At 36.1% G+C, this 13,105-nt stretch carries 11 protein-coding genes; 1 reads left to right on the top strand and 10 read right to left on the bottom strand.

Annotation, left to right across the window (positions count from 1 at the left end):
- Positions 1 to 25: 25 nt before the first annotated feature.
- Entirely contained in the window at positions 26 to 1,093 is a 1,068-nt protein-coding gene (locus HMPREF1252_RS08755) for an ABC transporter substrate-binding protein (protein WP_023060265.1), read from the bottom strand.
- Positions 1,094 to 1,292: 199 nt separating this feature from the next.
- Between HMPREF1252_RS08755 and HMPREF1252_RS08760 the strand changes: the two genes are divergently transcribed.
- The gene (locus HMPREF1252_RS08760) at positions 1,293 to 2,279 is read left to right on the top strand and encodes an MsnO8 family LLM class oxidoreductase (protein WP_023060353.1); all 987 of its coding nucleotides are present in this window, start codon (positions 1,293 to 1,295) and stop codon (positions 2,277 to 2,279) included.
- Positions 2,280 to 3,476: 1,197 nt separating this feature from the next.
- Here HMPREF1252_RS08760 and HMPREF1252_RS08765 read toward each other — a convergent pair.
- The 9 genes from HMPREF1252_RS08765 to HMPREF1252_RS08805 form a co-directional block, all read right to left on the bottom strand.
- Positions 3,477 to 4,622 (bottom strand): double-cubane-cluster-containing anaerobic reductase, encoded by a 1,146-nt coding sequence (locus HMPREF1252_RS08765; RefSeq protein ID WP_023060277.1) that lies wholly within the window; start codon positions 4,620 to 4,622, stop codon positions 3,477 to 3,479.
- A gap of 157 nt (positions 4,623 to 4,779) precedes the next feature.
- Positions 4,780 to 5,964: a GNAT family N-acetyltransferase gene (locus tag HMPREF1252_RS10110; RefSeq protein ID WP_023060320.1), complete on the bottom strand. Its 1,185-nt coding sequence runs from the start codon at positions 5,962 to 5,964 to the stop codon at positions 4,780 to 4,782.
- 6 nt (positions 5,965 to 5,970) lie between these two features.
- Positions 5,971 to 6,630, bottom strand: coding sequence for an amino acid ABC transporter permease (locus HMPREF1252_RS08775; RefSeq protein ID WP_023060305.1), 660 nt, complete (start codon positions 6,628 to 6,630; stop codon positions 5,971 to 5,973).
- 12 nt (positions 6,631 to 6,642) lie between these two features.
- The gene (locus HMPREF1252_RS08780; RefSeq protein WP_023060321.1) at positions 6,643 to 7,461 is read right to left on the bottom strand and encodes a transporter substrate-binding domain-containing protein; all 819 of its coding nucleotides are present in this window, start codon (positions 7,459 to 7,461) and stop codon (positions 6,643 to 6,645) included.
- A gap of 262 nt (positions 7,462 to 7,723) precedes the next feature.
- Positions 7,724 to 8,845 (bottom strand): alanine--glyoxylate aminotransferase family protein, encoded by a 1,122-nt coding sequence (locus HMPREF1252_RS08785; RefSeq protein ID WP_023060276.1) that lies wholly within the window; start codon positions 8,843 to 8,845, stop codon positions 7,724 to 7,726.
- A gap of 9 nt (positions 8,846 to 8,854) precedes the next feature.
- Positions 8,855 to 9,286, bottom strand: a complete 432-nt coding sequence (locus HMPREF1252_RS08790; protein ID WP_008901230.1) for a hypothetical protein — start codon at positions 9,284 to 9,286, stop codon at positions 8,855 to 8,857.
- Positions 9,283 to 10,167 (bottom strand): PhzF family phenazine biosynthesis protein, encoded by an 885-nt coding sequence (locus tag HMPREF1252_RS08795; protein WP_023060351.1) that lies wholly within the window; start codon positions 10,165 to 10,167, stop codon positions 9,283 to 9,285. The genes HMPREF1252_RS08790 and HMPREF1252_RS08795 overlap by 4 nt, the downstream gene beginning before the upstream one ends.
- Positions 10,164 to 11,204, bottom strand: a complete 1,041-nt coding sequence (locus HMPREF1252_RS08800) for a ParB/RepB/Spo0J family partition protein (RefSeq protein ID WP_023060292.1) — start codon at positions 11,202 to 11,204, stop codon at positions 10,164 to 10,166. Before HMPREF1252_RS08800 ends, HMPREF1252_RS08795 begins: the two co-directional genes overlap by 4 nt.
- Positions 11,201 to 11,947 carry a ParA family protein gene (locus HMPREF1252_RS08805; protein WP_023060342.1) on the bottom strand — a complete coding sequence of 249 codons (747 nt, stop codon included), beginning with the start codon at positions 11,945 to 11,947 and terminating at the stop codon, positions 11,201 to 11,203. Before HMPREF1252_RS08805 ends, HMPREF1252_RS08800 begins: the two co-directional genes overlap by 4 nt.
- Positions 11,948 to 13,105 lie beyond the last annotated feature (1,158 nt).

Consider the following 13,105-nt stretch of genomic DNA (forward strand, 5'->3'; position numbering starts at 1 on the left):
AGCACTCCCCTAAAAATTATTATAATTATTGTTCAGCTTTGTCTTGAGCTATTTCTTTGAATTTGTTAAGCACTTCTTCTCTCATGCTCCCAAAAGTAGTTAGATCTTCTTTTATAAGCTTGTCCTTTGGAAGGCCAAGTGAAAGTCCTTCAACTCCTGGCACTACGATTTGAGCGCTGTCTTTTCCATCTACTTCTGCTATTATAGCTTGAGCTTCTGGAGTAAGCATAAAGTCAACGAAAGCCTTAGCAACATCTACGTTTTCAGAATCTTTAAAAATTGCAACTCCTTCTGGAACCCATGGAATCATATCAGGGTACACAACAGTAAGACCATTGTCTTTTGCAACTTCAAAAGCACCGTTGTCAACAGGGATAATTCCTATAGCAAATTCACCTTGAACAGTCTTTTCTTGAGGATCTTTACCTCTCTTAGAATAGAATTCAATGTTTTCGTTAAGAGCCTTTAGGTATTCCCATCCAGCTTCTTCTCCCTTAGCGTCAAGAAGTCCCTTTACAACAGCGTAGTTAGTTCCTGAAACAGCAGGGTTTGACATAATAACTAGACCTTTGTATTCTGGTTTAGTAAGATCATCCCAAGTCATAGGAACTTCAAGACCTTTTTCTTCAAGAATCTTGTTGTTTACTAAGAAACCTGCAACGGTAAGACCTTTTGCAATCCATGCTCCGTTTTCATCCTTGTAAGCAGGATCAACGTCTTTTGAGTTGTCACTTACATAGTGTTCTAGAAGTCCGTCAGCATCAGCTGCTAAAAAAGCGTCAAGTCCGCCACCAAACCATAGATCAGCCATAGGTTTTCCTTCAGCCTTAGTTCTAGAAATAACTTCTCCAGAACTCATAGAAAGGAATTCAACCTTAGCACCAGTTTGTTCAGTGAACTTATCGAAAAGTCCAACATACTTGTCTGAAGTAGCAACAACATTTAAAGTCTTGCCTTCAAAAGCCTTAGCTGCTTCTTCTGTCTTAGTTTCGTTTTTTGCGTTACTTGCTGGCGCATCATCTTTTTTGCCACAAGCTGTTAAAACAGCAGTGAACATAAGAATGATTGCCATTATTTTAGATATTTTTTTCATAATCTACCTCCATTCTCTAGTATAACATATTTTGACAAATATATAAATTTATAATATTTTTGTGGAAGTTATCGCATTTTCTTAAATAGTATTTAGAAAAATATAAAAAATTAACCGAAATTGGATGTTTTTTATTTTTGAATGTAACCATAATTACTAAATCATTTAATTGGGTAAATGTAATTTGAAAGGAGTTATTATGACAAAAGTTTCAATTTTAAATTTAATACCAAAATTCAAAGATGAAAGTCAAATGGATGCCGTGGGTAGAGCAGTTTCTTTGGCACAATTTGCCGACGACCATGATTTTTCAAGGTACTGGATCGCCGAACACCACAACAGTCCCGCAGTTTTGGGCGCTGCCACAGATTTAATGATTGGTCACGTTTTAAATAATACAAAGAGAATAACAGTTGGTGCTGGCGGAGTAATGCTCCCAAACCACACGCCATTTCAAGTTGTCGAAAGATATGCAACCCTTAATATTCTCCATCCTGGCAGGGTTGATATAGGTATCGGCCGGGCACCAGGCACAGATATGCAAACGGCAAAATTAATTTATAGAAATATTTATAGAAAAGAAGATTTTAAAAATGCAATTAAAGAAATGCAAATGTACATGTCTGATGAGGCATGGGATTTAGATGTCGCACCATTCCCAGGAGCAGGATCAAAAATTCCTCTAACCATACTCGGCTCATCGGAAACATCCGCTCACATAGCAGCAGAACTCGGTCTTCCATATTCTTTTGCCGGACACTTTGCACCGAATACCATCGGATATGCTCTTGGCATTTACAGAAATGAATTTAAACCTTCCAAGTATCTGTATAAACCGTATGTAATGCTTGGAACTTCCGTTAACATTGCAAAGACCAAGGAAGAAGCGGAAGTATTGAAGAAACACGCAGAAAATATATCCCTACAATTTATGAGAAAAGAGCGCAAGGAATTTATGAAACTAGATCCTGACAACGAGCCTGAACTAACCTCTATGGAAAAATTTATCCTTAGAACATCAAAAGGTCTAACCATTGAAGGCGACATCGATGAAGCCGCCAAAACTTGGAAGCACATCAAGGAAGAATACAAACCAGACGAATTAATCGGCGCGTCCTATATACCAGAAACAGATGTATTAATAGATAATTACAAGTACTTTGAAGACATAGTTTTAAACGGATAATATTAAATAATTTATGCACGCAAGAGCGTGCATTTTTTTCACTTAGATTATAAATTATTATTTGCATAGTCTAGGTTTTTAGAGGTCCCTACATGGAAAACCCAAAGGAAGACAGTCAACCTGAGAGAAGACGGATTTGCCGTCGTAGTCGGCAGTCAAGTTCAACAAATCAGCATTCACTTCGCTTGTCTTCTTTGGAACTATGCACAAGACCTGCTACGAAACAGGAGATTTCGGCTAGGTCTTTGACGCTCTGCACGGAAAACCTTAATGAAGGCAGTCACCCTGAGCGAAAGAGCCGAAGGCTCTGGAGTCGAATGGGTATAACCATGGTGAGGTCAAGTTTGTAGAACCATTTATTTTTGTAGCGGAAGCATTTTGCTTCCACAGCCGAAGGCTAAAAAGTCCTCACAACTACAGTCACCCTGAGCGAAAGAAGTGAGTCGAACGGGTATAACCCTGGTGATGTCAAGTTTATATGACCATTTATCCCCGTAGCGGAAGCATCCTGCTTCCATAGCCGAGAGGCTAAGAAGTCCTCACAACTACAGTCACCCTGAGCGAAAGAGCCGAAGGCTCTGGAGTCGAATGGGTATAACCATGGTGAGGTCTACTCCCCACCAACTGGTCATCCTGAGCGGAAAAGGCATTAGCCTTTGAAGTCGAAGGATCTGACCCATATTTAACCTACTTAAGACAAAAAAGTGAAATAATAAATGTAAATAAATATTCTACACTTCTCTATTCTTATTCTTTCTTCTTCAAATCTTTTTTTACGAGGGAGAGGGAGGGAATTAACGTCTCTCGAAAAAACCTACGGTTTTCTCTTCGAGACTCGCAGTTTCCTCCCTTCTCCCTCGAGCTCCCTCTTCCCACCTCGCATTGGGGAGGTTTTGGTAGTGATTTTTTTATCCGGCTAAAATTTTCCAAACTCGCTACGCTCAGACAGTGGAAAATTTCTTAACGCCGGAAGCAAAAATCACTTGTGGTGGCACAGGATTAAATCTGTAGTAGTCATTGAGTAAGGATTCTATGGAATAGATCGGAGGAATGTTCTGAATTTATTTTTAGAGAAAACTTATAAAAGATTTATTTTTGTAGCGTAAGCATTTTTCTTCCACTACAAAACATACAATACAGGAGTTTACTACCAAAAAAACAAAAACCCAAGGGATCTCCCTTGAGATATATTTTTAATTATAGCATCTCTACAAATGCTTCTAGTCTTGTATTTAACTGTCCTACGTCGTTGTTTGAGTAGTCTGTTTCAACCGCTACGTATGGCACTCCCAAAGAGTTTACAAATGTCTTTATTCCATGGGATTCTGATTGGAACGGTGTGCAGGTTTGAAGGTGCATATCCACTACTCCATCCACTTTATATTCTTTGATCAACCTTCCTAGAAGTTCTTTTCTATTGTCATTAGGGCTTATGCAAGCGCAACCGATATTTAGATATTTTTCTGCCATAGCTTGGATAATATCATCTGTATCTTCGTCAACATTTCTGTCGAGAGCCTTAGCTCCGCCACAGTTTTCATAACAAACTACTATGGCATCCTTTTGTTCAACTGCTTCGATTATTTTTTCTGTAGCCGCTCCTATTGGACATCCTGTAATTAAAATTCTTTTCTTGCCAGTGATCTTCTTTGAGTTTTTAAGCACCTCTTGTTTTAAATTTTTCATTATTGTTGGCACATCTTCTTTATAAAGATAGTAATTTGCACCGTTTAATGCGTGCCAAAGTTCAAGTCCTGTTATAGGGAGTTCATCGGTTTTCATTATTTCGTAGAAATCCTTGATAGAAGATCTGTATTCATTCATAATTTTAACTGCACGGCGAAGATCTTCATCAGATATCTTTCTTCCGAACTTGTCTTCTATCTTTTCCTTCATTTTTATTATTTCTGCCTTCCAAAGTGCCATCGCTTCTTTGGAAATCATGTTTGGAAGTTGCATTACATGCACGTCCTTGTATTCCTTTAGGTACTCAAACATCTTTTTCTTTCCGTCGCAGGTGGTTTCCCCTACTACTAGGTCTGAATAGAAAAAGTATGGGCATTTGTTAGTGATTGCAAAACCAAATGAACTTTTAATCAAAGGGCAGAGATTCGTTGGTAGAATCTTTTCCGCTTCACCTATAGTTTCGCCTGATGTTGAACATAGGGATACGGACACTGCTCCTGCAGCTATCGGAAGTTCTTGCGGAAAAAATGTGCAGTATGCGCCTACTATTGGTACTTTTTCTTCTTTTAATCTTACTAGCTCCCCTTGAGCTGCTCCTTTTATATATTGAAAATCTTCCAAAGTCTTCGGAAGATTTTCCAAATTTTCCATTACCATTTTATTCACCTCATAATAAAAATTTATACCCTTAACACTGTCGCTTCTAGATTGTTAACCACCTTATCTATTATAGCATAATATTATTCAATAAATAAATCTCCCAAAAATTTATGCCAATTGATTTGGAGATTTTTTATTTATTAAAACAAATTTTCTACAATGAAAGTTCCATAGTTTTTGGAAAACAACTTTTATTTAAGTGGTCGCAATCTCCACAATCATACCTTATATTTTTAACATCAATATCTGATTCTACAAAGCCTACCTTTTCATAGAAATCTGGCTCTTTAGCATTGAGATAAACTTTTGTTGCACCCCATTCTCTGAGTTCATCTATCATATTATCCATTAGATATTTTCCAACTCCTCTACCTTGATAAGGCTTAGAAATTGCAAATGTTTTAATTTGATAAATGTCTTTATTTCTGATTATTGAAGATGCTCCAACTACTTCATTAGATTTCTTGTCAAATAATTCAAAACACATTAGCAGTCCTTCTGGATTTTGTTCATCCAATTCTACATCTAATCCTGCTTCTTTGAATAGAGGTAGAAGTTTCTTATAGTCGAGTGATTTTCTTATGAAAAATTCATCGAAGGATGAAGTTTGACTAATCCTAGCTAAGAACTTTTTAGTTTTTTCGCTCTTAGCATTTTTAAATATTTGATTTGGTGTTCCTTCTTCTTCTATTATTCCTTCACTCATAAATACAATCTTATCGGACACTTCTTTTGCAAATTCCATTTCATGTGTAACGATAATCATCGTATAATGTTCGTTTGCAAGGCTTCTTATTACTTCGAGCACTTCTTGTTTCCAAGATGGGTCAAGTGATGAGGTTGGTTCATCGAAAAGAAGCACCTCTGGACTTGATGCAATTGATCTCGCAATGGAAACTCTTTGTTGTTCTCCACCAGATAGGGTAATTGGATAGCTGTCTACTTTATGAGCCATTCCTACTTTTTTTAAAAACTTTAGTGCTATTTCTTCAGCTTCTTTTTTACTATATCTCTTGGTTGAAATTAATGGCAGTGTTACATTTTGCATTACTGTTTTATTCAAAAATAGATTATAGTTTTGAAAAATCATTGCTGATTTAAGTCTTAATTTTTCTATATCTTGTTTAGTTGCTTTTTCTGCATCGAGAGTAACATCACCGATTGTTATGGTTCCTGAATCTGGTTTTTCAAGATAGTCAAGGCATCTTAAAAATGTTGATTTTCCTGTTCCAGACGTACCTATTATAGATACAACTTCTCCTTTATCTACTGTTAAATTAATACCTTTTAAAATTCGATTATTTCCAAAACTTTTGCTTAGATTTTCAATTTTTATCATATTATCCTACCTAACATTCCATACCATATTTTTCTTTTCTATTATCTTTTGTGCTCTTTCCATTAGGAATACTATTAACCAATACATAAGCATTAATGTTATATATGCTGAAAAATAATTAAATGTTACTGCAGCTCTTAAATTTGCAACCGCTGTCATTTCCATGACTCCTATGGTAAATGCAACTGATGTTCCTTTTAAAATATCTACAAGATTGTTAAATAGTGAAGGTATTGCTACCATAGCTGCTTGAGGAAGTATTATCTTAAACATGGTTTGCATACTTGACATTCCATGGGCATATGCAGCTTCTCTTTGTCCTTTTGGAACTGATAAAATAGCTCCTCTTACTACTTCCTTCATATATGCGGCTGCATTAAGCGTAAGTCCAACTATACAGATATATAAAGCAGGTATACTTCTCAATGAAGGAACAAATGTAGGTATCCCAAAGTACAACAAAAATAATTGTGGAATTAAAGGTGTCCCTCTAAAAAAGGAAACATATAATTCGAGAATTTGGTTTAAAACCGGGATTTTATAATAGTCAACAACAGCTATTAACACAGCTATTATAAGCGCTAATACAAAAGAAATGATAGTCATCCCCAATGTTAAAGGGATGACTTTTAATATCGCACTAAATACTTCTATACTAAATTCCATGATACTTTCCCATTATTTATGATCTGGTGTAGTGATATCCATACCAAACCATTTTTCAGAAAGTTCTTTTAATGTTCCGTCTTCTTTCATTTCTTTGATGGCATTGCTTGCTAATGCTGCAAGTTCTTTGCCTTTTTCAGTTTTTGCAAATGGATATGCGTTTGTTTCAAGTATATCTGTTACTCCCAAAATCTTTAAATTATCCATTTCCTTTACAGTTATCATTGAAGATGTTTCAGCTCTTGGCCATAGGTCACATCTTCCTAATGCTACGTCTTTTACAGACATGCCACTATAGTACATAGGTTTTAATTCTATTCCATATTTTTTATTTAATGAGTCTACAATTACTTCATCACTTGAATTTGTTTCACAAGAAATAGTCATACCTGTTTTTAAATCATCTAATGTGTTTAATTCAGGATTATCTTTTGCAGATATTAAGCAATAGTAGTTGTAAGCATATGGTTCAGTAAATTCGTATTTTTCTTTTCTTTCATCAGTCATTGAAATTTGTTCTCCAACTGTATCTAGACGACCATCTTCAAGCATTGGCCACATTCCATCCCAATCCATAACTTTGTAGTCAATTGTATATCCTATACGCTTTCCAATTTCTTGCCAAACTTCATAATCATATCCTGTAAGTTTTCCATCTTTATCAGTTTGAATCCAACCAGGTGTTGTAGCTTCACATCCAACTCTTATTACCTTTTCTTCGCCGTTACTAGCTTCAGCTGGTGCTTTGTCTTTGCTGCAACCAGAAAGACCTGCAACAAGTGCCATAACAAATAATGACATCAAAACTTTTCTTAAAATCTTATTTTTCATAATTTCCCTCCTAATTTTTATTTTCTCAATTGATCTTTTTGAAAAATATAAGAATTTTATTTAATAAGATTATAGCACAAAAATTTATAAAAATATAATTAAATAATATTTTTATAATCTGTTCACACTAAATATTGATAATTAGCCATATTTATCAAGAAAATAATCTTATTTTTCAAAATAAATTTTTGTAAACTGACTTCTATATCCTCAAAAAAAAGCCCAAGGTATTTCCTTGAGCTTCTTATATATCTTTTATTTTTTATTTTTCTATTGCTTTTACAAATTCTTCTTCTAGAATTCCTTTCATAGGCACTTTCATTTCTTTTAGTACTTCGTCTAGGTTTCTAAACATTTCTTTGAAGTCGTCAAAATCGATATTATTGCCCATGTGTCCGATTCTAAATGCACTGTGAAGGATGTCCGCCATTCCTCCGGAGATGATGATTCCTCTTTCTCTCATCTTTTCTAGAAGTTTAAGTGCGTCAAATCCTTCTGGTAGGAGGACTGTTGTTACTGTGTTTGCGAAATAATCTTTGGCATATAGTTCTAGTCCTGCTTTTTCTACTGCGATTCTCGTTGCTTCTGCATATTTTCTGTGTAGGGCTACCGTATCTCTTGATAGTACTTTGTCCACCGCCACATCCATTGCATGTACTAGGTTTTCGTTCATGGTGTATGGAAATGCGAAGGCTGCGTCTTTGTAATCGTAGAAGTTCTTGAAGTTTAGGTAGTAAGATGCTACTTTTTTCTTCGCGATTTCATCTTTTGCTCTTTCTGATAGTGTAATTGTGGTAAGTCCTGTCGGTGCTGATAGGACCTTTTGTGATCCTCCGATTAGCACGTCTATTTTAAATTCGTCGAAGTCTATATATTCTCCTCCGATGCCGCTTACTGAGTCGACGATGGATAAAATATTGTAGCTGTTTAGTAGTTTTCCTATCTTTTCGATGTCATTTGTGATTCCAAATGGTGTTTCGCAATGAACGAAGGTCGCTGCTTTGAAGTCGCTATCCTTTTCTAAGTATTCTTTTAGTTTTTCTACATCGATGCCCCTTCTGTAGTCAAATTTCAATTCTACTGGAGTTGCTCCTACATTTTCCACGTATTCGGAAAACCCCTTGCCGAAGTATCCGTTGTGAAGAACGAGCACTCTGTCGCCTCTATTTACTATGTTTATTACTGCTGCTTCCAGGCCCATTATCGCTTCTCCTAGCATTAGAAATGTGGTCTGTTCTGTGTTTAGTATCTTTGCAATTTTCTTTTCTACATTTCTGTGAAACTGTGTGTAGTTTGGATCTAGGTCCGGATTTGTGTGGATCTTGCCCATTTCTGCCATTACTTCTTTGGATATGGATGTAGGTCCTGCCGATAAAATTTTCAATTTTTCCTCCTATTCACTGTACTCTTCAAATAGTCTGTCGAATTTATTTGCTGAGGAGCCTTGGATCTTGTACCAGACTCCATCTATTGAAACAAAGGAATTTTTCCTAAGTATTTCAATCTTTGTGTTGTCTTTGAAATATATGTTTAAAACATTTATTGTTCCTGTATCTGATGCGTCTTTTGTAGATGGTTTACCCTTTATGGATTCTACTGCTGATGCCATCTTCCTGATAATTTTCGGTGTTGATGTCTTATTCAGTGTGTCTTCTTTAAATTTTATAAATTCCATGTAGGAGATTTCGTTGGTCTTAATCTTTATTAGTCTATTTGCATTGGAGATGAACTTTCCTGTGAAAAATAGTCCTAGTAGGATTAAAACGAGGAGGGTAAATCTTCTCTTTCTCTTTGTTTTTAGACGCCTTAATTCTCTTCCTGTCATATCTTTAGCACTCCCGTCAAAAATACAAATCCTTCTCCTGTTACTTTGATTTTATCACTTTCTTCTATATATTCTGCTGTTGCGTACCCTATTCTCCCGAAACTTACGCCTTGCACCGATTCAATTACATCCTTTGAAAGTCCTAGGTCCCTTAGGTATTTTAGTGTTGCAAGGGCTGATGTCCCTGATGCAGGCTCTTCTTCTATTCCCAGTCCTGGTGAAAATGTACGTGAATATACTCTTTCATAGTCACCAGTTGTAAATGCAAGGATCGATAGTGCATCTTCTCTCTTTACAATTTCATTTGCTAGATCATAGTTTAAACTAATTTTGCTTAGGGTTTCTCTATCTTTTACCGGCACAACGATGTCGCAAATCCCAGATGTAAGTTTCTTAATTGGTAGGTCTTTATTTTCTAAATCTATGTCCTCTTTAGAAATTCCAAGCACTTTTGCCATTTCTTCCTTGGTTACAGATGTTTCAAGCTCTCTACCTTCTAGAAACACGCTTATTCCCAACACTTCTTCGTTCTTGTATTCAATTTTTACAGGAATCTTACCTAAGCGGGAATGTTGGATGATGTCCACAGTACCCCTGTCGATGGGTATGATGTACTCTTCCTTTGCAAGGGCGTAGAATGTGGCGATGGTCGCATGACCACAGAGATCTATCTCACCTTTGTCTGTGAAAAATCTGGTGGAGTACCTATTTACATCCATCTTCTTTACAAAGACAGTCTCGTGTTGTTTTAGATCTTTTGCAATCTTTGACATTTCATCGTCTGTTAAGCCAACAGAATCTATGACAACTCCGGTTGCATTGCCGTTAAAGGCGCTATTTGTAAAGGCATTTACAATGTAGGTTATAAGTTCCTTAGTCAATCCAAATCCCCTCCCATTATAATAGAAGCTATTCTTTCTAGATCTTCGTCACTGTAGTATTCGATTTCTAGTTTTTTCACAGCTCCTGTGCCTTTTGAGTCAATTTTCGTGCCGAGATGAGAGCTCATTTTTTCAAGAAGGGCGTCGAGATACTTGTCCCTTACTACTTCTTTTCTCCTTCTCGGTCTCTTTCTCCTCATGGTAGTCACGGTAATGCTATCATTTTTAATCCTATTTGCTTCCCTTAACATGTCTTCTTCATTTTCAAGGGACAAAAGAATTTGACCATGGGAATAGGTTAGCTCTCCGGCTTCTATCATATTTTGAACCTCTTCTGGAAGCTTTAGAAGTCTAATTCTATTTCCGATAAACTGTCTACTCTTACCGAGGATATCCCCAACTTCATCTTGAAACATTCCATAGTTTTCAATTAGATTTCTATAAGCCCTCGCCTCTTCAATGGGACTTAAGTCCTCCCTTTGCACGTTTTCGATGATGGAAATCTTGTCCGCTTCAAAGTCACTTACATCTGCAACGATACAAGGAACTTCTTTTAGACCAGCCATAATAGAGGCGCGAAGCCTTCTTTCACCGGCGATTAAAAAGTATCTATTGCCCATTGGACGAACCATAAGCGGTTGCAAAACTCCAAGCTCTTCAATACTCTTAGAAAGCTCCCTAAGTATATCTTCGTCGAAATACTTACGAGGTTGGTCCGGGTTTGCAGTGATAAGCTCCACAGCAATATTTTTAAGACCGAAGTTATTTGGATCGTGAGTGTTGTTCACATCATTCAAATTATCTTCAGAAATAAGCGGAGTGGTCTTTTCGGTAATTATAGAATTTCCTACCAAAGTAGATTTTATCCTCTCGCCAGAATTATTTTTTTCTTCTATTATATTTTTTTCATTTGATTTATTTGAACTATCTTTATTTAAATCAGAATCATTCATAAACTCAGAAGTGATCTCTTCCTGTTGTTCCTTGCTTAAAAAGTTTGAGAAACCACGACCGAGCCCACGCTTCTTATAACTCATTTCTTAAGCACCTCCCTCGCAAATTTCTTGTATGAAAAAGCGCCAGCACTAATTCTATCGTATTTAAAAATATCCATGCCATAACCAGGAGACTCAGCAAGACGGACATTTCTAGGAATAGTTGTGTTAAACACAAGGTCCTTAAAGAATCCTCTCACTTCCTCAACAACCTGTTTAGAAAGTTTGTTTCTCCCGTCATACATCGTTAGAAGGACCCCAAGGATTTTTAAATCCGGATTGAAATTTTCCTTTATAAAATCGATAGATTCTATAAGCTGACTAACCCCTTCAAGGGCATAATATTCCGTTTGAACAGGAATAATGATACTATCGCTAGCAATAAGTGTCATAATAGATAAGACGCTTAGGCTAGGAGGACTATCGATTAAAATATAATCATAGTCGTCTTTTATTTTATTAACCTGATCTCTAAGTCTGTAATGCCACTCTGTATTTGCAAGCTCTAGATCGATTCCAGATAGCTCTTGATTAGAAGGAATGATATCTACATTCTTAGATTCAGTAGGTTTTATAACATCTAAATCCCCATTAATTAGTAGGTCATATATAATTTTATCTTGCTCTTTATTTAAACCAATGCCGGAAGTGGCGTTACCTTGAGGATCCATATCAATGATTAGGACCTTTTGTTTAAGGCGACCAAGACCAGCAGCCAAATTGATAACAGAAGTAGTCTTGCCTACCCCGCCTTTTTGGTTGAAAATTGAAATAACTTTTGCCATATTCACCTCGAACATATGTTCTTTTATCTATAATTTACTTAATTTATCTTTATAATACTATTATAGATTAAAATCAAAATCATTTAAAGATTAATTAAAGAATAAATTAAAAATTTATATTTTAATTTTAAATGCTATCCGGATAGCATGAAAGTAATATTAAGAAAATTTTTTAAAATAATTAATAGAAAACGAATAAAAATAGGGGTCAAAAAACAGGGAGGATTAAAAATTAATAGTAAGAAGTACAAGTATAAGGTTAAATTTGATAAATAAGTATGATGCTATCCAGATAGCATTTAGTTTTAATTTATGAATACAGTCACCCTGAGAGGCAGTCGAGTTCTACAAATCAGCCTTCATTTCATTCGGCTTCTTTGGAACTCTTTGCACAAGACCTGCTACGAAATCAAAGATTTCGGCTAGGGCTTCGAATGGGTATAACCTTGGTGAGGTCAAGTATTGATGTTTTATGTTCCATGCTATCCGGATAGCATTTAGTTTTATTTTGTTGTTCGCGCTATCTGGATAGCATTTACTTTTATTTTTATTGTTCGTGCTATCTGGATAGCATTTATTTTTATTTTATTTAATGAAGTTCAGTTGGGAAGACTTTCTCTTCGGAGGTTATACCCGTTCGACTTCAGAGCCTTCGGCTCTTCCGCTCAGGGTGACTGCAGTTAGGAAGTTCGCGCTCTGTTTAGAGCATTTGTTTTATTTTTGTTTCATGCTACACGTAGAGCTTTTTTTATTTTCCTCACTATAGTTAGATCCCTCGACTTCGCTCGGGATGACCAGAGAGAGGGTCTTGCTATCCGGATAGCATTTAGTTTTAATTTATTGTTCATGCTATCTGGATAGCATTTAGTTTTATTTTATCTGATGAAGTTCAGTTGGGAGTACTTGCTCTACAGATGTTATACCCGTTCGACTCCAGAGCCTACGGCTCTTCCGCTCAGGGTGACTGCAGTTGGTAGATTAATTTTTAAAGTTATGGAATTTTTCGCCGTAGAGAAACTAATTCAGTAATATCACTAATGATTTATGTTCCATGCTATCCGGATAGCATTTACTTTTATTTTATTGTTCGTGCTATACGTCTACACCTAACTTGGAGAACGTAGTGAGTCTTAGTAGGTGTGATGCAACCTGTTTCCA

The sequence above is a fragment of the Peptoniphilus sp. BV3AC2 genome (assembly GCF_000478945.1).
Classification (GTDB): domain Bacteria; phylum Bacillota; class Clostridia; order Tissierellales; family Peptoniphilaceae; genus Peptoniphilus_B; species Peptoniphilus_B duerdenii.

What these genes read in the sequence shown, in the direction of transcription:
- HMPREF1252_RS08755 (WP_023060265.1), bottom strand. Translation starts at nt 1,093, where the DNA reads ATGAAAAAAATATCTAAAATAATGGCAATCATTCTTATGTTCACTGCT.
- HMPREF1252_RS08760 (WP_023060353.1), top strand. Translation starts at nt 1,293, where the DNA reads ATGACAAAAGTTTCAATTTTAAATTTAATACCAAAATTCAAAGATGAA.
- HMPREF1252_RS08765 (WP_023060277.1), bottom strand. Translation starts at nt 4,622, where the DNA reads ATGGTAATGGAAAATTTGGAAAATCTTCCGAAGACTTTGGAAGATTTT.
- HMPREF1252_RS10110 (WP_023060320.1), bottom strand. Translation starts at nt 5,964, where the DNA reads ATGATAAAAATTGAAAATCTAAGCAAAAGTTTTGGAAATAATCGAATT.
- HMPREF1252_RS08775 (WP_023060305.1), bottom strand. Translation starts at nt 6,630, where the DNA reads ATGGAATTTAGTATAGAAGTATTTAGTGCGATATTAAAAGTCATCCCT.
- HMPREF1252_RS08780 (WP_023060321.1), bottom strand. Translation starts at nt 7,461, where the DNA reads ATGAAAAATAAGATTTTAAGAAAAGTTTTGATGTCATTATTTGTTATG.
- HMPREF1252_RS08790 (WP_008901230.1), bottom strand. Translation starts at nt 9,286, where the DNA reads ATGACAGGAAGAGAATTAAGGCGTCTAAAAACAAAGAGAAAGAGAAGA.
- HMPREF1252_RS08800 (WP_023060292.1), bottom strand. Translation starts at nt 11,204, where the DNA reads ATGAGTTATAAGAAGCGTGGGCTCGGTCGTGGTTTCTCAAACTTTTTA.
- HMPREF1252_RS08805 (WP_023060342.1), bottom strand. Translation starts at nt 11,947, where the DNA reads ATGGCAAAAGTTATTTCAATTTTCAACCAAAAAGGCGGGGTAGGCAAG.